This is a genomic window from Streptomyces olivochromogenes (genome assembly GCF_001514115.1).
Classification (GTDB): domain Bacteria; phylum Actinomycetota; class Actinomycetes; order Streptomycetales; family Streptomycetaceae; genus Streptomyces; species Streptomyces olivochromogenes.
The window spans coordinates 122,798-144,672 of record NZ_KQ948452.1 but is presented as its reverse complement, the minus strand read 5'-3'; the positions used below and the strand labels follow the sequence as shown (position 1 = coordinate 144,672).

General features: G+C 68.2%; 12 protein-coding genes and 1 other RNA gene. 8 read left to right on the top strand and 5 right to left on the bottom strand.

From position 1 onward, the window contains the following. Window positions 1-13: 13 nt before the first annotated feature. From AQJ27_RS06625 to AQJ27_RS06595, 7 genes are read left to right on the top strand one after another with little or no spacing between them, the layout of a single operon-like run. Entirely contained in the window at window positions 14-1,078 is a 1,065-nt protein-coding gene (locus tag AQJ27_RS06625) for an MCE family protein (protein WP_067364696.1), read from the top strand. Further along, a complete protein-coding gene (locus AQJ27_RS06620; protein WP_235613452.1) occupies window positions 1,075-2,253 on the top strand; it encodes an MCE family protein in 1,179 nt (392 codons plus the stop codon). Before AQJ27_RS06625 ends, AQJ27_RS06620 begins: the two co-directional genes overlap by 4 nt. Further along, a complete protein-coding gene (locus AQJ27_RS06615) occupies window positions 2,250-3,374 on the top strand; it encodes an MCE family protein (protein ID WP_235613453.1) in 1,125 nt (374 codons plus the stop codon). Before AQJ27_RS06620 ends, AQJ27_RS06615 begins: the two co-directional genes overlap by 4 nt. Beyond that, the gene (locus AQJ27_RS06610; protein ID WP_067363205.1) at window positions 3,371-4,696 is read left to right on the top strand and encodes an MCE family protein; all 1,326 of its coding nucleotides are present in this window, start codon (window positions 3,371-3,373) and stop codon (window positions 4,694-4,696) included. The genes AQJ27_RS06615 and AQJ27_RS06610 overlap by 4 nt, the downstream gene beginning before the upstream one ends. Further along, a complete protein-coding gene (locus tag AQJ27_RS06605) occupies window positions 4,693-5,982 on the top strand; it encodes an MCE family protein (protein ID WP_067363202.1) in 1,290 nt (429 codons plus the stop codon). Before AQJ27_RS06610 ends, AQJ27_RS06605 begins: the two co-directional genes overlap by 4 nt. Continuing rightward, on the top strand, window positions 5,979-6,524 hold the full coding sequence (locus AQJ27_RS06600) for a hypothetical protein (protein WP_425275187.1): 546 nt from the start codon (window positions 5,979-5,981) through the stop codon (window positions 6,522-6,524). Before AQJ27_RS06605 ends, AQJ27_RS06600 begins: the two co-directional genes overlap by 4 nt. Before the next feature lie 48 nt (window positions 6,525-6,572). Further along, window positions 6,573-7,376 (top strand): hypothetical protein, encoded by an 804-nt coding sequence (locus tag AQJ27_RS06595; protein WP_067363199.1) that lies wholly within the window; start codon window positions 6,573-6,575, stop codon window positions 7,374-7,376. 282 nt (window positions 7,377-7,658) lie between these two features. Here the strand turns inward: AQJ27_RS06595 and AQJ27_RS06590 are convergent, their stop codons facing one another. Together AQJ27_RS06590 and AQJ27_RS06585 are read right to left on the bottom strand one after the other, a co-directional pair. Further along, a complete protein-coding gene (locus tag AQJ27_RS06590; protein WP_235613454.1) occupies window positions 7,659-8,198 on the bottom strand; it encodes an AMIN-like domain-containing (lipo)protein in 540 nt (179 codons plus the stop codon). Between the two features lie 299 nt (window positions 8,199-8,497). After that, window positions 8,498-9,313: an SAM-dependent methyltransferase gene (locus AQJ27_RS06585; RefSeq protein WP_067363196.1), complete on the bottom strand. Its 816-nt coding sequence runs from the start codon at window positions 9,311-9,313 to the stop codon at window positions 8,498-8,500. A 597-nt stretch (window positions 9,314-9,910) separates the two neighbouring features. On the opposite strand from AQJ27_RS06585, the gene AQJ27_RS58525 reads away from it, so the two are divergent. Then, window positions 9,911-11,710 carry an HNH endonuclease gene (locus AQJ27_RS58525; RefSeq protein WP_235613455.1) on the top strand — a complete coding sequence of 600 codons (1,800 nt, stop codon included), beginning with the start codon at window positions 9,911-9,913 and terminating at the stop codon, window positions 11,708-11,710. A gap of 91 nt (window positions 11,711-11,801) precedes the next feature. Here AQJ27_RS58525 and AQJ27_RS06570 read toward each other — a convergent pair whose 3' ends face one another. From AQJ27_RS06570 to rnpB, 3 genes are all read right to left on the bottom strand, one after another. Continuing rightward, window positions 11,802-13,688, bottom strand: coding sequence for a DUF2075 domain-containing protein (locus AQJ27_RS06570; protein ID WP_067363189.1), 1,887 nt, complete (start codon window positions 13,686-13,688; stop codon window positions 11,802-11,804). Window positions 13,689-13,913: 225 nt separating this feature from the next. Then, window positions 13,914-20,681, bottom strand: coding sequence for a DUF3320 domain-containing protein (locus AQJ27_RS06565; RefSeq protein ID WP_235613456.1), 6,768 nt, complete (start codon window positions 20,679-20,681; stop codon window positions 13,914-13,916). 748 nt (window positions 20,682-21,429) lie between these two features. Next, window positions 21,430-21,831: RNase P RNA component class A (gene rnpB / locus AQJ27_RS06560), an RNA gene on the bottom strand. Window positions 21,832-21,875: the final 44 nt, after the last annotated feature.

Here is a 21,875-nt window from a genome sequence, read left to right as displayed (position 1 = left end):
GATCACGAGGATCATGAAGACCGCGAGGACTACGAGGTCCACGAGGACGTCAGGAGCCCGGCAGGCCACCGCCCCGCTGATCAAGTTCAGCCTCTTCGCCCTGGTGACGATCCTGGCGACGGCCCTGCTCGCCGCCACCATCGTCAACATCTCCTTCACCCCCGAGCACACGTACCACGCGGTGTTCAGCGACGTGACGGGCCTGGAGAAGGGCGACGACATCCGGGTGGCCGGGGTGCGGGTCGGCCAGGTCGAGGGCCTCCGGATCAAGGACCGGACGCTGGCGGAGGTCACCTTCACTGTCGGTGAGGACCGGCCGCTGCTGAACAGCACCGGCGCGGTCATCCGCTACCGGAACCTGGTCGGACAGCGTTACGTCGCCCTGACCGAGGGCGCGGGAGACGGCACCCGGCTGAAGCCCGGCGCCACGATCCCGCTGTCGCGCACCCAGCCCGCGCTGGACCTCAACGCGCTGCTGAACGGCTTCAAGCCACTGTTCGCGGCGCTCAGCCCGCAGGACGTCAACCAGCTCGCCACCGAGATCATCCGGACCCTCCAGGGCGAGGGCGGCACCGTCAACAGCCTGCTCGCGCACACGGCTTCGCTCACCACGACGCTGGCCGGCCGCGACAGGCTGATCGGCTCGGTGATCGACAACCTGAACACCGTGCTGGAGACGCTGGACAAGCGCGGCGCCCGTTTCTCCGGGCTGCTCAAGCAGCTGCGTCGGGTGATCTCGGGACTGTCCGCCGACCGCAAGCCCATCGGGCAGTCCCTGGTGGGGATCGGCGATCTGACGGACGCCACCTCGGGGCTGCTCAAGGACGCGCGTCCGCCCCTGAAGGACGACATCGCCGAGCTGACCGATCTCACCGGAACGCTGAACAAGAACGAGAACACCGTGGAGGGCGTCCTGAAGCGGCTGCCGAACAAGCTCAACGCACTGACGGGGACGGCGTCCTACGGCTCGTGGTTCAACTTCTACCTCTGCGACTTCGACGGCCGGATCGTGCTCCCGAAGACGAAGCAGGTGCTCACTCCCGAGCTGCACGTAGCGAGGGCGAGGTGCGGCGCATGACAAAGCACTTCCTTCCGCGCGGGACCCGTAAGCGCCGCCCGGAGCCGCTGGTCAAGGTCCGTATCGACCCGCCGAAGCTCCCGAAGATACGGCTCCTGCCGCGCCGGGCACCCCGCCCCCGCCGCCCCGAACCCCTGGTGAAAGTCCGCATCGACCCGCCTCGGATACGGCTTCCACGGATCCGCCGTCCGCGCCTCACCCCGTTCCGTGAGCGAAACCCTGTGGTGATCGGAGCTGTCGGTCTCACCTTCCTCGCGCTGCTGACCGTGGCCGCGTTCAACGCCGACAGCCTGCCGCTGATCGGCGGCGGCGAGACGTACAGCGCGGCCTTCTCTGAGGCGGGCGGCCTCAAGCCCGGCGACGAGGTGCGGATCGCCGGCGTCAAGGTCGGCAAGGTCGAGGACGTCGATCTGGACGGTGACCACGTCAAGGTCACCTTCGAGATCAAGGGCGATCCGGGGTTCGGCACCGAGACCGGTGCCTCGATCCGGGTCAAGACGATCCTCGGCGCGAAGTACCTCGCGCTGCATCCCAAGGGACCGGGACAGCTGAGGCCCGGCAGCGAGATACCGCTGAAGAGGACGGTTCCGGCGTACGACGTCGTGCAGGCGTTCAGCGATCTCACCACCACGACGGAGAAGGTCGACACCGACCAGTTGGCGAAGGCCCTGGACACCATCTCCACCACGTTCCAGGACTCGCCCGCCGAGGTACGGGCATCCATCAAGGGCCTGTCGAAGATCTCCCGGACGGTCGCCTCGCGCGACAAGGCGCTGGGCGAACTCCTCGACCACGCCAACGGTGTCACGGGCGTACTGGCCGAGCACTCCGAGGACTTCACCGCGCTGGTCAAGGACGGCGATCAGCTGTTCAAGGAGATCAGCAAGCGGCGCAAGGCGATCCACAAGCTACTGAAGACCTCCGCCGCGCTCGGCATCGAGCTCTCCGGCCTGGTCGAGGACAACGACAAGGAGATCGGGCCCGCGCTCAAGGGCCTGAACACCGTGGTGCGGATGCTCGAACGGAACCAATCCAGCCTCGACCGGAGCGTCAAGCTGCTCGCGCCCTACGTCCGGGTCTTCAGCAACGCCCTCGGCAACGGCCGCTGGTTCGACAGCTACGTCCAGAACCTGGTCGCCGCTCCAGTGGTGCCGCGCACGGGAGGCGCCCAGTGAAGAACCTGAAGAGGCGCGTGGCCGTGGTCACCGCACTCGCCCTCGTCGCCGCGCTCACCTACGTGCTGTGGCCGCGCTCCGAGTCCGTACACGTCACCGCGTACTTCCCGCGCACCGTCGGCATCTACCCCGGCTCGGACGTCCGCGTCCTCGGCGTCCGCATCGGCGAGGTCGAGAAGATCACGCCGGAGGGCGACCGGGTGCGGGTGGAGCTGAAGTACGACGAAGGCCGCAAGGTGCCGGCGGACGCCAAGGCCGCCGTCATCAACTCCTCGGTGGTCAGCGACCGTTATGTACAACTGCTGCCGGTGTACCGAAAGGGCCCGGTCCTGCGGAACGGCGCCGTCATCCCCGAGACGCGGACGGCCGTACCGGTCGAACTGGACCGCGTCTTCGACAGCCTGCACACGACGGCCGACGCGCTCGGTCCCCAGGGCGCCAACAAGGACGGCTCGCTGTCGCGGCTGCTCGGGGTGAGCGCGGACAACCTCGACGGCCAGGGCGAGAACCTCAACCAGACGGTCGAGGACCTCTCGAAGGCCGTCACCACGCTGTCCGACGGCCGCACGGACCTGTTCGGCACGGTGCGGCACCTGCAGGTGTTCACGGCTGCGCTGGCCGCCGACGACAAGAGCGTGCGGTCCTTCAACACCAGCCTCGCCGAGGTCGCCGGACAGCTCGCGGGCGAGCGCAAGGACCTCGCGGACGCAATCAAGAACCTGGGGCCGGCGCTCGGCGACGTGTCCGCCTTCGTGAAGAAGAACAAGAAGTCGCTGACCTCGAACGTGCGGGGCCTCAGCAAGGTGACCAAGGTGCTCGTCACCCAACGGGCCGCGCTGGCCGAGCTGTTGGAGGTCGCTCCCACGGGTCTGTCGAACCTGAACAACGCCTACAACCCGTCCTCGGGCACCCTCGACACCCGCAACAACGCTCAGCAGGCACAGGATCCGGCCTCGCTGCTGTGCTCCGTACTGAAGACGACCGGCGACGAAGGTGGCAAGAACCCCGACTGCAAGGAGCTCAAAGACCTCTTCGACTCCCTGCCGAAGGCGCCTCAGGGCTCCGCGGTGACGGGAACGGTCGACCGGACGCTCGGCGGAATTCTGGGGGCGAGCGCATGAGCGCACTGCGCAAGGTCGGGGCGGTCGCGTGGGCCGCGGTCGGCTCGCTGCTGCTGTCCGGCTGCGAGTTCAACGGCTGGTACGACGTCCAGCTGCCCGGCGGAGCCGCCGCCGACGGCCACGCGTACCACGTCACCGTCGAGTTCCGCGACGTCCTCGACCTGGTGCCGCAGTCGGCGGTGAAGGTCAACAACGTCACCGTGGGCGCGGTCGAGAAGGTCGAACTGGACGGCTGGCACGCGCGGGTACGGCTGCGGGTCGCCGACTCGGTGAAGCTGCCCGCCAACGCGGTCGCCGAGCTGCGGCAGACCAGCATGCTCGGCGAGAAGTACGTCGCGCTCTCCGCCCCGACCGGCACGGCCCCCATGGGCCGGCTCGGCGACGGCGACCGCGTCCCGTTGTCCCGCAGCGGCCGCAACCCGGAGATCGAGGAGGTGCTGTCCGCGCTCTCCGCGCTGCTCAACGGCGGCGGGGTGGCCCAGCTCAAGACGATCACCGTGGAGCTGAACAAGGCCCTGGACGGCCGGGAGAACCGGGTCAGATCGCTGCTCAAGGAGCTCAACACCTTCATCGGCGGCCTGGACGACCAGCGGAAGGACATCGTCCACGCCCTCGAGGCCGTCGACCGGCTCGCGGGGCGGCTCGGCAAGGAGAAGAAGACGATCGCCCAGGCCGTCGACACGATGCCACCCGCGCTGAAGGTCCTGGCCGACCAGCGCCGCGATCTGACGAGGATGCTCACCGCCCTGTCGAAGCTGGGCAAGACGGGCACCAAGGTGGTCAACGCCTCGCACGACGACACGGTCGCGAACCTCGAACAGCTGCGGCCGGTCCTGCAGCAGCTGAACAAGGCGGGCGATGATCTGCCCAACTCCCTGGAGCTGCTGACCACTTACCCGTTCCCGCGCAACGCGGTGGACGCCGTCAAGGGGGACTACGTCAACCTCGACATCACCGCGGATCTGGACCTGGCCGGCATCTACGGGAACGTGACGGGCGGCAACTCCGGCCGGGGCAACGGCGATTCCCAGAAGCCCGACACTCCCGACCTACCGGATCCCCCCGATCTCCCCGATCTGCCCGATCTGCCCGATCTGCCCGATATGCCCGATCTGCCGAGCGTGCCGACGCCCACGGCGCTGCCGAGCACACCGAGCCTGCCGTCGTCCCCCTCGGTGCCGTCGGGCCCGTCGGCCCCGTCGGGCGGGGGCGGGCCGCTGTGCCCGCCGGTGTGCACCAGCAGCTACACCACCCAACGCGGGCTGCCCGAGGGGATCAACCTCGCGCTCGCGGAGCTGATGCTGAAGGGGGTTCAGCCGTGATCACCCGTACGGTCAAGGCCCAGTTGCTCGCCTTCGCCACCATCACCGCCGTCGGGGTGTCGTACGTCGGCGCCGAGTACACGGGCCTGGTGGACGACGTCCTGGGCCGCGGCTACACCGTGCGAGCGGACTTCGCCGACTCCGGGGGCATCTTCCCCGGCGCCGAGGTCACCTACCGCGGGGTGCCGGTGGGCCGCGTCGGCGCGCTGAGCCTGACCGGCTCCGACGGCGTCTCGGTCGCTCTCGACATCAAGGACGGCACGCCACGTATCCCGGCGGACACCCTCGCCGTGGTGGCGAACCGTTCGGCGGTGGGCGAGCAATACGTAGATCTACAGCCACGTACTTCGCATGGCCCATACCTCCTCGACGGCAGCGCCATCCCGCGCGGCAGCACGCGCGTGCCACTGCCCACGACGGACCTGGTCCTGAGCCTGGACCGGCTGGTGAACTCGGTCGGCAAGGACGATCTGCGAGTCACCGTGGACGAGTTGGGCAAGGCCTTCTCGGGCACCGGCCCGAATCTGAGCCGACTGGTGGACTCGGGCAACGCGCTCGTGGAGTCGGCCTCCGAGTCACTCCCCCAGACGATCTCGCTGATCGAGGACTCGCGAAAGGTCCTCAAGACGCAGTCCGACCAGGGCTCGTCCATCAAGTCGTTCGCGCACGACCTGGCGGCTCTCACGGCACAGCTGAAGTCGAGCGACGGAGACCTGCGCAAGCTGATCGGCAACGCGACACCGGCCGCGCAGCAGGTGAACTCGCTGCTGAAGAACATCTCACCGCGACTGTCGGTCCTGCTGGCCAATCTGATCAGCGGCGGCCAGGTAACGCTGGCCAACCTGCCCGGCGTGGAGCAGTCTCTGGTCACCTTCCCGGCACTGGTCGCGGGCAGCTACACGGTCGTCCCGGGCGACGGCACCACCCACTTCGGCCTGGTGGTGAACGCCGACGACCCGCCGCCGTGCACCCAGGGATACGGGACAACGCGGCGCGACCCCTCGGAGACCAGCACGCGCGAGGCGAACACCGACGCGCGTTGCACGGCCCCGCGCGGAAGCAAGACGTCGGTGCGGGGCGCGCAGAACGCCCCCGGCGCGTCGACCACTTCCGGCGGCGCGGACCAAACGGCGTACGTGACGCCGTACATCACGCCTTACGACCCGGAGACCGGCACCGCGACCGGCCCGGACGGAAGGCCCGTCGAGATCGGCTCGACGGGCGGCCAACAGGCGGTGTTCGGAAAGGAGTCGTGGCAATGGCTGCTAGTAGGGCCGATGGCATGAGCGGGACCATGAACAGGACCATGAGCGTGACCGTGTCGGGCAAGACCCTGCCGAGCGGAGCGTGGTCGGGCAGGGTGTGGTCGGTGGCGCTCGCCGTGGCGACCGTCCTCACGACGGCGCTGACGATCTGGCTGGTCCTTGGGCTCTACGACCAGCACGACAGGGCGCAGCGGCGCCAGGACATCCTGGCCGCGGCCCGCCAGTCGGCGCTGAACTTCACCTCGCTCGACTACCGGCACTACGACCGGGACAGCGCGAACGTCCTCCGGGGCGCCACCGGCGACTTCAAGAAGCAGTTCGCCGCGCAGACCGAGCAGTTGACCAAGCTCGTCGCCGCGAACGAGTCCGTGTCCGAGGGCCAGGTCCTCGACGCGGGCATCGTCCGCTCCGACGAGCACTCGGCCCGCGCCCTGGTGGTCGCCGACAGCAAGGTGACCAACACCGCCGCCCCCAAGGGCGAGGCGCGCACCTACCGCCTACAGCTCGACCTGGTGCACCGAAACGGCCGCTGGCTGACCTCCGACGTCGAGTTCGTCGGCTGACCGCGCCCTCCCCGCCATACGACCCATGAGGACATGAGGAGTAAGACCGTGGCGAAGACGACCACCCGAAGCCGCGGCTCCGGTTCCGGATCCGGCACCCGGCACACCATGACCGCGGCCGCCCGCGCGGCGGCCAAGCGCGCGGAGCGCGGCCACCTCGAACCGGACCCGGCGTCCACTGACGAGGAGGTCCCGGGACGGCCCGAGGCACCGACCGCCGGCCGCACCGTGCTCATCGAGGCCCCCGATGAGGACGGCTGGGACGACCCGCCCGAGCCCTCGCCGAAGTGCTTCGAGGTGGACCCACCGCGGGAGGGGGGCGAGCCCGGCCCCGGTACGGCTACGCGGCACGGTCGGCGGCGGCTGCTCACCGCCGCCCTGTGTGTCCTGCTCCTGGCGGGCCTGGTCGCGGCCACCGTTCTCGGGTGGCGCTACCGGGAGGGCGTGCGGGCCGAACAGGCGCGCGGTCAGGCACTCGCGGCCGCACGCCAGGCGGCGCCGGTCGTGCTGTCGTACGACTACAGGCACCTGGACCGCGACTTCGCCGCGGCCCGCGCCCTGCTCACCGGGCACTTCAGCGACGAGTACCGGAAGACCACCACGACGGTGGTCGGGCCGACGGCCAGGAAGTACCACGGGGTGGTGAAGGCCACGGTGGCGCAGCCCATCGGCGGCTCCCCGGCGGCCTCCGTGATCTCGGCCTCGGCCGACCGGGCCGTGGTCCTCCTCTTCGTCAACCAGGTGACCACGAGCACCCAGGTCTCGGGCTCCCGCGTGGACCTGAACCGGGTGCGGATGACGGTGGCCCTTACGTCCGACGGCTGGAGGGTGAGCGGGGTCGACGCGCTCTGACATCTGCCCCTTCCGGGGGCTGGAGGGCAGACGAGGCGGGTTGCACGCCAGGAACGGCTGCGCGATTCGTGGATGCGGCCTCTGGACTGTGCGGACGTTTCGCGTGACCAGAGGCGCTGCAGATGGCGTGCACTGCACGGGCCTGTTCGGCGAGGGTGAGCCACTCCGGCGAGCGCCCCGATCGCGGACACCGCCTGCCCGGCCTGGTCGGCGTAGGCGCGGGCATCGACGTATTCGACGTGCCGCTCGACAAGAGGCGGGCGCACCCCCGGCCGTACGGGATCACCAGGTGTGCGCCACGTCCACCACGAGATGGTTGGCCGTCTGGAAGACCCGGAACGGCAGCCGGGCTCGGACGCCCAGTCCGGCCTGGGTGTAGCCCTCGGAGCCACCTGTGAACTTGAACTCCCGGAAGGTCCGGTACCCGGTGACGTCGACGGACGGAAGCGGCGGGTAGGGCTGTCCGGTCGCCGGGTCGTAGCGCGGGGAGAACAGCGAGATCTCCAGAATGGCTCCGCCCTTGATCGGAACCACGACGTCGCTCGGGTCCTGGTGCAGTACGTCGACGTAGCGGACGGTGTAGCCGATGGGGTCGGCCGCCGTGCCCTGGGCGTCGAAGACCAGGCGGTCGAAGCAGTCGTGTTGTCCGGTCCTCACGTCGGTCAGTCGCCTGGAGGCAACGGAGTCACCGGTCTTGTCCAGGCTTCCCCACGTCACGGCACAGTCCACGGCCGTCGGCGCGGCCACCGCCGGAACCGTGCCGGCCAACAGGCCGCCGCCCGCCAGCATCATCGCGGCCAGTGCAGTACCTATCCGTCGCATGACTACCCCCCGGTAGCTCGCGTAGGTGTGTGTCTGTTCAGACCGGCGGCCTTCCGGAAGGTTGTGCGCAGTGGGTAGCCCATTGCGGCGCAGGGGCCCTTCCGGCACCAACTGCCCCGTGAGACCACAGCGTGTTCCGCGTGCGCCGCCGCCTGGTGCTGTTCTTCCTGCCGTTCCATCTCGGCCTGGGCATCGCGTGAGGTGCGCTCGACATCGACCGCATCGGCCACCGCCTCCGGCACGGCCGACCCGGTACCGTCGGCCTGACCGCACCACTCCTGTCGTTACGGCTTACGTCGTTACGGCTTACGCGCAAGTCCACCGTGCTCGGCGATGACCTCCGGGACGCCCGAACCGGGCTCCGGACGCCACTCCGTCACCGAGACGACACCGGGCTCGACAAGCTCCAGACCGTCGAAGAACGCGGTGATCTCATCAACGGAGCGCAGGTTGTACGGAACGGCGCCGCTGTTGTTGTAGGCGTCCTGGGCCTGCTCGAAGACCGGGTCGATGCCGCGCGACCCGTCGTTGATGGAGAGGTAACTGCCCGAGGGCAGGGCTTCCATCAGCCGGGTGACGATGGAACGGGCCTGATCGTAGTCGGCGACATGGCCCAGGATGTTGCTGAGGATGAGCGCGGTGGGACGACCGAAGTCCAGCGTCTTGGCGGCGACTTCAAGAATGCGGTCTGTGTCCGTCACGTTGGCGTCTATGTAGGCGGTCTCGCCCTCCTCCGTGGAGTACAGCAGGGCGCGGGCGTGGGCGAGCACCATCGGATCGTTGTCGACGTAGACGATCCGTGCCTCGGGAGCGAGCCCCTGGGCGACCTCGTGGGTGTTCTGCGCGGTCGGAAGGCCGGTGCCGACGTCCAGGAACTGCCGGATACCCGCCTCGGAGACGAGATACGCGATGTTGCGACGCAGGAAGCCACGGCTGGAGCGAGCGATGGTGACGATCCCGGGAAACACCTCGGTGTACGCGTCACCGGCCGCCTCGTCGACGGGGTAGTTGTCCTTGCCGCCGAGCCAGTAGTTCCAGATACGGGCGGAGTGCGGCACCGACGTATCGATCTTCTGCTGCTCCGCCGGCTCGGGCGTCGTCACAGGGTCGCTCATGAGTCGTGTACGTCCTTCAACCGGGGAGGGGATCAATCGCGGCACATCCTACGATCGAACTCCCTTTCCTGGCCCACTAGTTCATGTATTCCGACTGGTGTGCTGGTCGTGGGACGGGCTGACATCCATGCATCGCTCTCGGTACTCGGACGCAACTCCTGGATGCGCGCCTGCCGGACTACTCCGGCTCAGATCCGGCCATCGCTGTGCGCGAGGCCGACAGGGACACTGAACCGTTCCAGGATCGGTGGTGACTCCGGACTGTCCCTCCAGTCTGTCGAGCTCCGATTCGCCAGCGGTTCGGTGACACCCTGTCGCCCGTGTATGGGCGGGGCAGGAGCCCTTTGGTGGCCGTTCATGGATCACGAGCCGTCCACGTGATGCGTCATCGGGAACACGTCGCATGAAGCAGGAAGCAAAGAAGCACCAGGTCGCTCAACGTTCCGCTTCTGGCCGAGCAAACTTACCGCGCCAGTCGCAGCAGATCCTTGCGCTTGCACCCCCATGCGCAACAGGTGAGGGCACAGGCGGCCAGCAACGAGGCAACAGGCAGGCACACGGCGGCACTTGTCATACCTACCTACTAATGTCCTCGACATGGGACTTGGGGATATCACGCGCGCAGGCGTGCTGGCTGCAGTCGCGGAGTGTCAGGGCTTGGGACGCGAAACGTTCCGCCGCCGCTACGGCTTCGGCAGGGCATTGACATACGTCTTGGTCGTAGACGGAGACAACTACGACTCGAAGGCCATAGCCGGCGTAGCTCATCTGTACTCAGTCGGAGCTCTGCTGTCGGCCGACGACTTCAGCGGAGGTGCACGCACAGTGGCACAGCGTCTGCGAGCACTCGGCTTCACCGTGGAGGACGGAAGCACCGCTGCGGACCGCCCACAGCAGGCAGAGCCACAGATACTCCTCCAGCCTCGCGGCGGGGCTCGGCTTCGAGGGGCACAGAACTTCGCCAAGTCGGTACACCAGGGCATCCGGATCTCGGACATCCAGGATGTGCTCGGGGACCAGGCGACCACACTGAATGCCCTGTATCCAGACGGAATCGCTCGATTGTGGGGTGCCACTCCCACCGCAGAAGCCAACAACGAAAAAGTGCGGGCACTGCGAGATCGTCGCGTCGGTGACGATGTGTATTTCTACACGGCGAACCATTTCTTCGCTCGCGCACGCATTCTCGACCTGTTCACCAGCTCGCCTGTGGCACGGAGGGTCTGGGGAGCCGACAGTGACAACGCCACTTGGGAACACATCATGGCGCTGGGTGACGTCGAGGAATTTCCCACTCCTGTCCTCGCAGCGCCCGTGCTGCGCCGGATGAAGGTTCGAGCACCTCTGCGGAGCCTTACTCTGCGGTCCCCCGAGAGCTACCGCAGCGTTCTCCCACTCCTACCGGCGAAGAGCAGGCCGGAGGTTCCGTCACCGCTGACGCCGCCTTCAGCCACAGCTGACCAGCTCACCGCGGAGGGTCTGCTGGAGCGGCTCGGCTCCCTCCGCACTCATCGTCAACCAGGAAGCAAAACGCCCAGCCGCCACCAGCCATTGGCCCTGCTGTGGGCGATATCCCGGATTTCCGCGGACAGGCCACGCCTGACACCGTGGGCCCTCTTCCGGACGGAGGTGAGTCCGCTCCTCGCCGAGTTCGGACTCCCCGGTTCCAAAGTCACCCCCGAGTACCCCTTCTGGCACCTGCGTGGCAGCGACCTCTGGGAGGTGCACGGGATGGAGCGTGACGCCGGTACTGCCCCTGGAACAGGCGCCCTCGACACGCACCAGCCCGTCGCCGGCCTGACCCACACAAGCGCTGAGCTGCTGAGGGACCCCCTTATCCGCCTGCAGGCCGTGATCAAGCTGTGCAGCACGTACTTCGACGGTGTCGACCAGCGTGAGTTGCTAGATCGGGTAGGCCTCGCCGGATACGCCACGGCTGATGGCCTGGTCGACGAGGACTCTGACGGCCAAGAGGGTGCCGCCGCGACCGAACGTGCGACCGGTCCAGCCGCACGACGGACGCGCACCTCCTCACAGCTTGTTCGCGACGCCGCGATCGCCGCGCGGGTCAAGGAGTTGCACAGCCACGCCTGCCAGATCTGCGAGACACGCCTGCAGTACAAGCGCAGACCGTACAGCGAGGCCGCTCACATACGGGGTCTCGGAACGCCTCACGACGGTCCGGACGAGCTGCCGAACCTGCTCTGCCTGTGCCCCAATCACCACGTGCTCTTCGACGGGCTCGAAATCTACGTCGATGTCGACGGCGTCGTGAGGCACACGCACGGGGATGAATCAGTGGGACGGCTTCGTCAGCGCAACGGTCATCCCATAGACGAAGCACACCTGGACTACCACCGAACTCTCTGCGAACTCAGCAGGATCACGCGGAGCTGAGCAGGTCACACGACCGTGCCGCTCTGCCACCCTCGATGGGCATCAGAGGTGAGCCACTCCATGCGCCGAACTCAGCAGGATCGGGCTCGCGTCAGACCGACACGGCCTGTCGTGTCGCTCCACCCGCCAACTCCCGCAGCTTTTCCCGCGTCTCGGGATCCGTCGCGTACACAACCGTGCCCACCATGCCCCGGGTCAGAAGCACCTTGTAGGTGTTGCGGATCAAGCGGTCCACGTCGGCGTCGGAGGTGGACCGCTTGAAGACGGGGTCCTTCGACGCTGCCCGGTCGGTCACCCAACGATCCTCCCGCCAGAGCAGGTCGGGGCCGATGATGACGCCGGACCAGTCGTACTCGAAGCCCTGTGCCGTGTAGACGCAGCCGACCTGGCCGAAGCCTGCCGGGTCGGTGGCCCACAGGGCGGCCGGGGGAGCCCCGGACACGGATCGGTCACCGCGCAGGTTCCACGGGCGGGCCCAGTCGCCGATCACGACGTCGGCCGGCAGCGGAGCGCCAGGTTTGGGCTCCGGGGACCAGCGCCAGCTGTAGCCGGCGGACATGCGCGCGCCGTAGCCCTCGGCTCGTCGGGCCTCCAAGAACCCCTCCATTTCCTGAGGGCTGTCGGCGACCAGGAGCTGCATTCGGCCGTCGGATTCCCAGGTGACCGGGCCCCCGGCCTCCAAGCCGAGGAGCCGTACCACCCAGCGCAGGTACGCGTCACTGCCGCCGCAGCGGAACTGGCTGTCCAGAGGGACGACGTGACACGGGATGTCCCGCTTCGCCGCCGCCTCCTCGATGTCGGCCACTGTGCCCATCTCCCCGGGGCGCACCACCTGGTGCTCGTCGAGGAAGAACACGGGTACGTAGGCGACGTCGATCAGCTCGTCGATCTGGGCCCTGCCGGTCCGATTCTCAGCACGGGTGTAGCGGTTGGCCGAGGTCTCCCGGATGCGGTGGGCCTCGTCACAGATCAGGGCGCCCAAGCTGTTCTTCTCTGCGGTCATGAAGCTGTTGAAGTACTTGAAGAGATCCTGCACTTCGCGCTTACGGGCACCGGCGATCTTCCGCATCGTCTTGGTGAACGACTGCGAGCCGGTGGCATGCAGCGCCGGAACTCCGCGCCGGTACAGCTCGCCGAGCAGTTGGAGCGCGATCACGCTCTTGCCGGTGCCGGGGCCGCCCGTGACGATGACGACCTCCTTGCGGTCGGCGTGCTTCGACTTCTCCACCGCGTTGAGCACCACGCGATACGCGACCTGCTGCTCGTCGAGGAGGACGAACTGGGTGCGGTCCCGCACCTCCTCGGCGGCCACGGACATGAGCTGCTTCGACGGCACCGTGGCGCCTGCGCGGAGTTCGTCCGCCGCCTGGGCCCCCGGGTGCTTGTCGCTCAGCCTCGCTCGCAGGTGGTCGAGGAAGGCTCCTCGGCGTTCCGCGGTGAAAAGCAGTCCCTGGCCGTCACTCTCGATCTCCCGCAATCCGCTCACGCCGAACTCGGTGGCGTTGTGCAGATATGCAACGCCGGCCACCCGGTGCCCGTGTTCGGCCACCGCGCCGTTGAAATTGACGAGGTATTCGCAGTAGCGGCGCACCTGCTCGATGGGGTTGAGAACCGGATGCGCGTAGGCGTCGACATGGCACAGGGTGGGGTCGTCCTCATGAGGCAGCGCCTGGCTCCACTGCTTCAACTCCACCACGACGTACGACGGCTCACCCGTGACCGGGTGCACTCCGGCGAGAACGACGTCGGCACGCTTGCTGTTCAGCGGTAGCGCGTACTCCAGCATGACCTCGACGTCGCCCAGGCCTGCGTCGTTCAACGCGGCGACGAGAAGAGGGATGCTGCGTTCCCAGGAACGCACTTCCGAAGCGCCCGGCCGATAGCCGTGCGTGTGGACGAACTGGTCAGTGAGGTGCAAAAACAGCGAACCGTCGAGTGCCATGACGGCGACCGTTTTCGCGGACGCGCGGAACAGCAAGGACTTCCCCCAGACAGCACGAAAAGACTCGTGCGGGTGGGGGCATGTCCTTCGAGACTCCACCGGAGTGAAGCGGAAGCCCGTCGGGCCGCGTTGACGATGTGTTCGAGGGTACCTGGCGGTACTGACAGTCGTACGCGTGGTCGCCGTGGCGGCAGCAGAAGCCCTACCCGGTCTCCCCTCCTGGCGTCCGGAGGCCGGAGTGCAAGGCCTCTGCTCTCTGGATCAAAAACCCTTCGCAGGCATCAGGCCGCCCTCCGACTCGACCAAGTCCCCGGCGGCGATCAACGCGTCGATGTCGTCCGTCAGCGCGTCCCGGATATCGGCTCCGAGCCGCGCCCATCCGAAGAAGCGAGCGACCTCCCGCAGCAGATCCTCGCGGTGCACGCCCGGTCCTTCGTCGACCACGTTTCTGAGCACGAGCTGCCGCTCCGCGACAGGAACCTCAGCCACTCGTCGGGCGCACCGCTCGGTCGGCGTGCGGGCGAACTCCGTCTCGTGGCCGGGCCTGTCGTAGGCCGTACCGACGTGGACGATCTTGCCCTGCTTGAGCAGACGGCGAAGAGCTCGGTCGATGCGATCGCGGATCACCTGACCAGCCCGTCCGAGGCCCCACGCGAGACGGACCCGGGTGTAGATCACTTCCTTCTCGACGGGCCCTTCCACCTCGACCACACACAGCGCAACGTCCGCCACCACGTCGAGGGCGTCCGGGTCCTGCAACTCCACGCCCGACATGCCTCGCTGGCTGCTCGACCTGTCACGTACCTCTGCCAACAGGTCAAGGTCGACCTCCTGGTAGGGACGGCTCCAGGGCGCAGGACCGACGTCGACCGTCACGAACTCCACTCGCGGGACCGCCGAGCCCCCCGCCACTTCAACAGGCTCCCCAAGCTCCGCGCTCAGGGGACCGTCCGCGAGCCCCGCCGCGCCATCACCATTGCCGAGATCGCCGCGGCTACCGACCGCCCCCACGGGGGACGCCGCTCGCACCGCGTGCGGATCCTCCGCACACACCGCCTCGACCGAGGCCCGCAGCCGCGCCATCGCATCCCGCCGGTTCCGATACCAGTCCGTACCCCAGATTCGGTGCAGCCTCCAACCCAGGTCGCGCAGGACCGCTTCCCTGAGCCGGTCGCGGTCCCGAGCCGATCGCGAGGAGTGATACATGGCGCCGTCGCACTCGATGCCCAGCGCGTACGTGCCGGGCGCGCCCGGGTGCCGTACCGCCATGTCGATGCGGAAACCGGCGACCCCCACCTGCGGCTGGACTTCATACCCCCAACCGCGCAGGACGTCGATGACCTCCTCTTCGAAGGGACTCTCCGGAGCCGCGTCCGGATCGGCGGCCTCGGTCTGGAGGATCGCAGGACCGTGCTGGGCGTACTGCAGGTACCGCTTGAGGTGCTGCACGCTCCTGTTGGCGCTGTCCGGCAGATCGCCTCCGTGGAAGGAGGCGATGACTTCCATGCGGCGCCGGGCGCGGGTGACGGCCACGTTGAGGCGTCGCCAGCCGCCCTCCCTGTTGATGGGGCCGAACGTCGACAGCAGTTTGCCGCGGTGGTCGGGACCGTAACCGATGGAGAGGATGATGACGTCGCGTTCGTCGCCCTGGACGGTTTCGAGGTTCTTGACGAAGAAACCGTCGAGTCGGCCCTCCGTGAAGTGGTGGTCGAGGTCCGGGCGGGCGGCCCTCGCCTTCTGCACCGCCTCCTCGATCGCCTCCGCCTGCGCCTTCGACAGCGCGACCACGCCGAGGGTGTGCTCGGGGCGGGTGTCGAAGTGGTGGATGACGCGCTGGGCCACCTTGGCGGCCTCGAGGGTGTTGTCGCTGCTCCCACCGCGGTCGTAGACGCCGTCCGCCTTGATGAACTCCACTCCGATGTCCGGTCCCTGTTCCAGCGCGCCCGGGAACGTGACCATGGAGTTGTCGTAGAAGTCGTGGTTGCTGAAAGCGATCAGGTTCTCGTGCCGGCTTCGGTAGTGCCAGCGCAGGGGCAGCCCGCGCAGGACTCCGCTGGCCTTGCACATGTCGAGAATGGACTCGAAGCCGTCGGTGGCGTCCTCGTCCCACTCGTCGCCGTCGTCGCTGTCGCCGCCCGCGCTGAAGAACGAGGTCGGCGGCAGTTGCTTCTGGTCGCCCGCCACGATGAGGGCCTTGCCCCGGTAGACGGAGTTCACCGCATCCTGAGGCAGCACTTGCGATGCCTCGTCGAAGACCACGACATCGAACTCGAAGTCTGACGGCAGAAACTGGCTGACCGTCAGCGGACTCATCATGAAGCAGGGCTTGACCAGCCGTACGACGTCGCGGGTCTGCTGCAGCAGGAGCCGTACGGGCATGTGACGACGCTGTTTCTCGGCCTCACGGCGGATCACGGCGGCCTGGCCCACCGATGTCCGGCGAGGACGGCGGGAGTTGCACGCGGCGATGACCTCGGCGTGTGCCGCCGCCACCAGGCCCTGGTCAGCCCTCTGGAAGCGCTCCACCAACTGGTCGCGTTCCACGGCCCGCATCGGCTTCAGCCTCGGATCGGTGGACAGCTGGTACTCGACCCACGCGGTGAGCACCGCGCGTTCCATAGCGGCGGGAAAATCCTCGGCGGAGACCTCGCGGCGTGCCAGCTGGTCAGGCAACCCGTCGAGGTGGTAGCGGCGCAGCAGGGTCAGTGCGTCGGCGCAACTGGTCCATGCTTCCGGGCCGAAGGGGTCGCGGTCGAGGCGGGACAGAAGGGACTGAGCCGCGGTGAGGGACTCGTCGAGTTCGCGTCGCAGCTCGTCAGCCCGCCCAGGCTCGAAGTACCCGGCGAGTGCCTCGCGCTGACCACGCCAGTCGCCGGCGCGGTCGGCGACGGACGGGTCGGCCGACGCGGCCAGCATCAGCCGGGCCGCCGCTCGCGGCAGGGGCGCGGAGTGGCCGCCGTGTGCGGTACGACGGACCTTCTGGGCCCAGTCCAGGGCATCCAGGATCGCATCACGGTCGGTATCGATGCCCTGGTAGAGGGAACCGAGAAGGTTACGGTGCGTGGCGTCGTTCTCCATGAAAGAGGACTCGGCGGCTCGGGCGGAGACGACGGCGGCCACCGCTTCCCTGGCCCGAGACAGGGTGAGGCCTGTCTCCTCGTCCATGACGCGGGCGGTTGAGCGGATGAGGTCGGCCGCGTCCTCGAAGGGCTCCACGTGCGCGTGGAGCCAGCTCGCCGCTCGTTCGAGGGGTCGGGCGGCAAGCGCTGTGCCGACCGTCGCGACTTGGGGCTGCCCGGTGTACTCCTGCCAGAGGTCCAGGTCACGGCGGATCTGGTCCGTCTGCGTGAGGAGGTCGCGCGGCTGGGTCCGGCCGTCGGCCAGTACCTCGACGAGGCTTGTCCGGCGCGCTGGTTCCGAGAGCGTGTCGCATGCGAGGCGGGCGATCAGCCGGGCGGAGTCCAGGGCGGCCTGCAAAGCTTCGGTGTGGGGGTGCCCTCCGGGGACGTACCGGCCCAGCAAATCGCGCTGTTGCTCCGTGGCGTATGGGCCCGGTTGCTGTCGCGTCAGGTCAAGGCCGCGGCGCAGAAGCTGCCCGACGGGCTCGTAGCCCGTCACACCGTTGGGCGCGGCGTCGTGCAGATCGTCCGCCTGCGTGTCGAGTCCCCGGTACCAGGGGCCGAGAAGGTTGCGGTCGGTTACGGCCTGAGCAGCGAACGTAGCCGTCTCCTTCTGCGCCGCGTGCGCGGCTGCGACCGCCGTACGCGCTGAGGCAAGCGTGTGCTCGGAACCGGGGCCATGGTCCCGGCGACCGACCGACGCCACGGTGTCCAACAGCGCGACGGCCTGTTGCAACGGGGCGAGGTGGGCGCGCAGCCAGCGAGCGTCGTCGCCGAGCGGCTGCTTGGTGAGATCGGCCGCATGCGGTGCCAGCGACGGGCTGCCCAAATCCCTTCGCCACGTGGCGAGATGGCTGCGCAGCACCGTTCCCAGCTCGACGAGTGCGCGTTGCGGCTCTCGGCCGTCGGCCAGGTGAGTGGCGAGCAGACTCCGGCGGTAAAGGTCGGCAACGGTTTCCGGCGCGAGTGCGTGGACCACTTCGGCGTGCGCGAGTGCCTTGCGCAGTGCCGGTACATCGGGCAACGCCGTGCCCCGATAGCGGCCGATCAGCTCGGTGTGGGTCGTGGCCAGCGACCGCAGCTTCCGGTACGCGGCGCACCAGGCGTCGGCGAGTGACAGTTTGTCGTACAGCTCGCTACGCCACGAGCCGCCGTGCGTCAGCCGGGCCACGAGTTTCCGGTCGGCCCGGACGCCGCTGGACATCATGCCGGCAAGTCCCTGGCGCCCCTCCAGGAGCCGGTGGACCGCTTCGGGCAGTTCGGGCGTGGAAACGACCTCGGGCAGGAAGGTGTCGCGCGCCGCCTCCTCCGCGGCAGCCAGGTCATCGGCGGCCGAGGAGATCTCCGCGACGGCTGCCTGGACACCGGAAAGTGCCCGGGGGTCGAGCCATGCTTCGAGCGCGCGGTCCGAGGCTGTGGCCAGCTCCACGAGCGTGGCCAGGTCCTCCGCCTCGGACGTCGCCTTCGGCCGGTCGCACCCGAGTCGCTCGGCCACCGAGTCGGCGTGCTCGGCGGCCCTCTCAAGGGTGTCGGCGAGCGTGCCGAACCGCTCGGCCAGCTCCGCGGCCTCGCGTCCGGTCAGCGACGCAATGTCGGCTCCCGGCGGATCCAGTGCGGCGAGCGCTTGCTCATTGGCCGGTCGTTCCGAGCTCAGCTCCGGGCGCAGCTCGGCCCACCCCGGGCCCGCGTGGTCCGTCGCGAGAGCGTGGGCGGCCAGCACCTGGTCCCGTCGTGCGAAGAAGTCGCTCAGTGCGTCGGCAACGCCCCGGACCGCCGCCTCCTCTGCCCGCGCTGAGCCATCAGGGACCAACCACTGCTCAACAGGGCGGTGTTCGGTGCCGGCCACGGCGATCACGTCGCACAGATGATGTGCTTCCTCAGGGGTGCTGGGATTCGTGAGCCCGGCCAATTGGCTGACTCGGGTGAGGCTCTGCAGGGTCCGCTCCAGCACACCCGCGGTCGCATCGAATTCCCGGGCGAACTGTCGCGCTCGCTCCTCCGTGAGTCCGGCAAGGTCGAGGCCTCGCGGCGCCATAGCGGAAAGCGTCTTCTCGGCCTCCCCCGGTGCAGCCGTCAGCCTGGTGGACAGTTCCTGCCACCGCTCGCCCACTGTCGCTCGGACGACAGTGCTCGTGCGCTGCACCTTGCGCAGTTCTGCCAGGAAGGCGTCGACCCGGTCGTCCACCTCATCGGCGAAGGCATCCGTGGTCAGCCAAGCTTCCGGCACGGGACTCCGCACGTCGAGCAGCCGTAGGAGCAGGATCAGACGGTCGATTCCGCTCTGATCTGTGAGTGGTACTCCGTCGGGCGCGAGATCCCGGTAGCGTTCGGTCGCCGTCGCGAGCGCATCCCGCGCCGCCTGGGCCTGCTCCAGCACGGGGCGGGGATGGGGCAGGCCGGCCCGCAGATCACGCCAGGGGAACGACGGATCGGCGACCGCCTCCCAAGTATGGGAGATGGCTTTCGTCGCCTCGACGATCAGGCGCAGATCCTCGCCACTGAGCGTCTCGGCGCGAAACGTCGCCTCTGCCCCCGTGCGGGTGTCCTCACCATGACTCAGGTAGGCCACCGGCGCCTCGGACAGTCGGCCGACCCGGCCAAGGACGTCGTGCAGGGTCCGTCCCAGCGGGTCGCGGACCTCGTTCATCGCTTCGGCATAGGCGCTGAGCACGAGGCGCAGCTCTCTGGCCTGGGCCAGGGTCTGCTGTGACAGCTGCGGTGCGCGCGGTTCCTCCGCGAGCGCCCGTCCCAGCTCATGAGCCACTGCTTTGCGGCTGGTGTTGTGGCTGTGGAGGGCAAGGGCGTACGAGTCGAGTCCGACCGACTTCAGCCGATCGAGGACGACATCGAGGGCCGCCGCCTTCTCACTGACGAACAGCACACTGCGGCCCGCGTGCATCAAACCGGCGATCATGTTCGTGATCGTCTGGCTCTTGCCGGTGCCGGGCGGGCCGTCCAGGACGAACGACTGTCCGGCCACGGCCGCGGCGACGGCCTGCCGCTGCGAGGCGTCGGCGTCGAGCACCAGCGGACTGTCCTCGGGCGGGCTCAGTTCGTCAATCCGCTCTAGCTCGATCTCCTCGAAGTCGAAACGGTCGGAGGCGAGGCCGGAGTTCGGACCGAGAGCCATCGCCCGTACGAGGTCACTGCCGAGGACGCGATCCTCGTTGTCCAGCAGGTCCTGGTACATCGACTCCTTGTGGGAGGCGAAGAGTGCGAGCACCACACGGTCGGAGATCTGCCATCCGGCCTTGCCCGCCACCGCGCGAGCCGCGGCGGAGAGCACCGCCTGCAGGTCCGAAGGATCCTGTTCGCCGACCGGCGTCCAGTCGATATGAAATTGCTCCAGCTTCACCTTGAGGGCCGGGTTGAGGCGCGGTTCCTCGTCGTCGCTCGCTCTGATGCGGATCCTGCCGTTGCGCGCGCGCTCAATGACCACCGGCATCAGGACCAGGGGTGCGTCGCTGCCTGTCTCAGCCCCGTCCTCACGCCAGCGGAGCATGCCGACGCCAAGGTTGAGGGTCCACAGACCGTAATCGTTGAAGACCTGCGTCGCTTTGGTGCGAAGGCTGTTCAACGCGCGCAGGAGGGAAGGCGCGGTGGTCTTCTGGGTGACGATTCCGTCGGTGCGGTCGTCCTTCTTCGTGAGGACCACATCGCTGGATCGCAAGCCCTCACCGGCCTCCGGTTCCTCGTCCGGGAGCGGCGCGAAGTCCCAGCCGCGGGCCAGGCCCTTGATGAGCTCCTGTGCGGATGGAGTCGAGATCTCCAATGTCGCCGACTTGGTGTGGCGAAAATTGAGCAGCCGGTTGCGGCCGCTCAGGTCCACCAGAGAGGTGCGCCAGCTCTCGAGCATCGCCTTGAGGCGGTCGAGTTCCTGGCTGCCCCCGAAGTCACGCGAGTTCGTCACGCTGGTCCCCGATGTTGTCGCTTCTGGGCCGACGGAGCACCAGCGCCGACGGCAGTCCCCACTGCCACCAACGCAAAGCGCGGCCACGGACGTCCGTACTGTCCTGGTGGCCGCACAAGTCCCGCTGATCCCCCTGGATGCGGAATTCTACGGTCAGCTCACCAATGCGTGAAGCGTTAACTACAGAACGGTTATCTCAGCGGTCACAAGGCCTCGGTGTGCCTGGCCAGCAGCCCCTTCCGGAACAGCGAATGGCACACAACCGATTCCATCGCCCGGTCCCACGACCTCTACAGCCGCCCGGCCAGCGCGGGCTGCTGCTTCAAGTCCTCCATCGGACACAGCCGCCACAGGGCCGTGCAACGCCTCGCAGTAGGTCCTCGGAGGCCGGCGGTCGACGACAGCGGAGACGGCTCGAGGGTGGAGGCGCTCCCGCGCTGCTGGGGCGCGGCTTCAGCGGGTCCGCCGCGTCACGCCGCAGGTGGCAGCGCCGCCGAGTCCGGCAGTGTGATCGACTCACACGGCCAAGCCGTTGGTGGCGGCCTTGCCCCGACGGTCGACGCATCGGTTCAGCTTGCCCTGCACTGCCCAGCAGAAGTCTTGCGTCATCGACATCCTCAGCGGCCCGAACCCGCCGAAGGCGAATACCCGTTCGAGTGCAGCCTTCGAGCAGGTCCTCGGACAGCCGCGGTCAACCTCATATTCGAGATCCCGTGACCAACCAAATATCCCGGCTGAGCCCCGATGGCAGACGAGTCGGGCTGTACGCCGGGTTCTGTCGCCCGGGCGCCTCGCGGCGGCCGGGGAGACGGCCATCCATCTAGGACCGGCGTTGCCGCCGGTCTCGTGCGGTCTACCCGCGGACTCGGGCGGGCAGCCCTCGATCGTCCGCGCAGAAACACCGAGGTGTTTCCTTTTGACCTTGCTCCAGGTGGGGTTTACCTAGCCGCCTGAGTCACCTCAGGCGCTGGTGGTCTCTTACACCACCGTTTCACCCTTACCGAGGACCGAGGTCCCCGGCGGTCTGTTTTCTGTGGCACTGTCCCGCGGGTCACCCCGGGTGGCCGTTAGCCACCACCTTGCCCTGTGGAGCCCGGACGTTCCTCGGGAAGGTCCACAAGGACCTCCACGCGGCCGTCCGCCCGGCTCGTCTGCCGTGTGGACCATGGTACCGGGCGTGGGGTGCGTCTTGGT

Coding starts and splice junctions, on each gene's coding strand:
- AQJ27_RS06585 (WP_067363196.1), bottom strand. CDS start 9,313: ATGAGCGACCCTGTGACGACGCCCGAGCCGGCGGAGCAGCAGAAGATC.
- AQJ27_RS06620 (WP_235613452.1), top strand. CDS start 1,075: ATGACAAAGCACTTCCTTCCGCGCGGGACCCGTAAGCGCCGCCCGGAG.
- AQJ27_RS06625 (WP_067364696.1), top strand. CDS start 14: ATGAAGACCGCGAGGACTACGAGGTCCACGAGGACGTCAGGAGCCCGG.
- AQJ27_RS58525 (WP_235613455.1), top strand. CDS start 9,911: ATGGGACTTGGGGATATCACGCGCGCAGGCGTGCTGGCTGCAGTCGCG.
- AQJ27_RS06600 (WP_425275187.1), top strand. CDS start 5,979: ATGAGCGGGACCATGAACAGGACCATGAGCGTGACCGTGTCGGGCAAG.
- AQJ27_RS06590 (WP_235613454.1), bottom strand. CDS start 8,198: ATGCGACGGATAGGTACTGCACTGGCCGCGATGATGCTGGCGGGCGGC.
- AQJ27_RS06610 (WP_067363205.1), top strand. CDS start 3,371: ATGAGCGCACTGCGCAAGGTCGGGGCGGTCGCGTGGGCCGCGGTCGGC.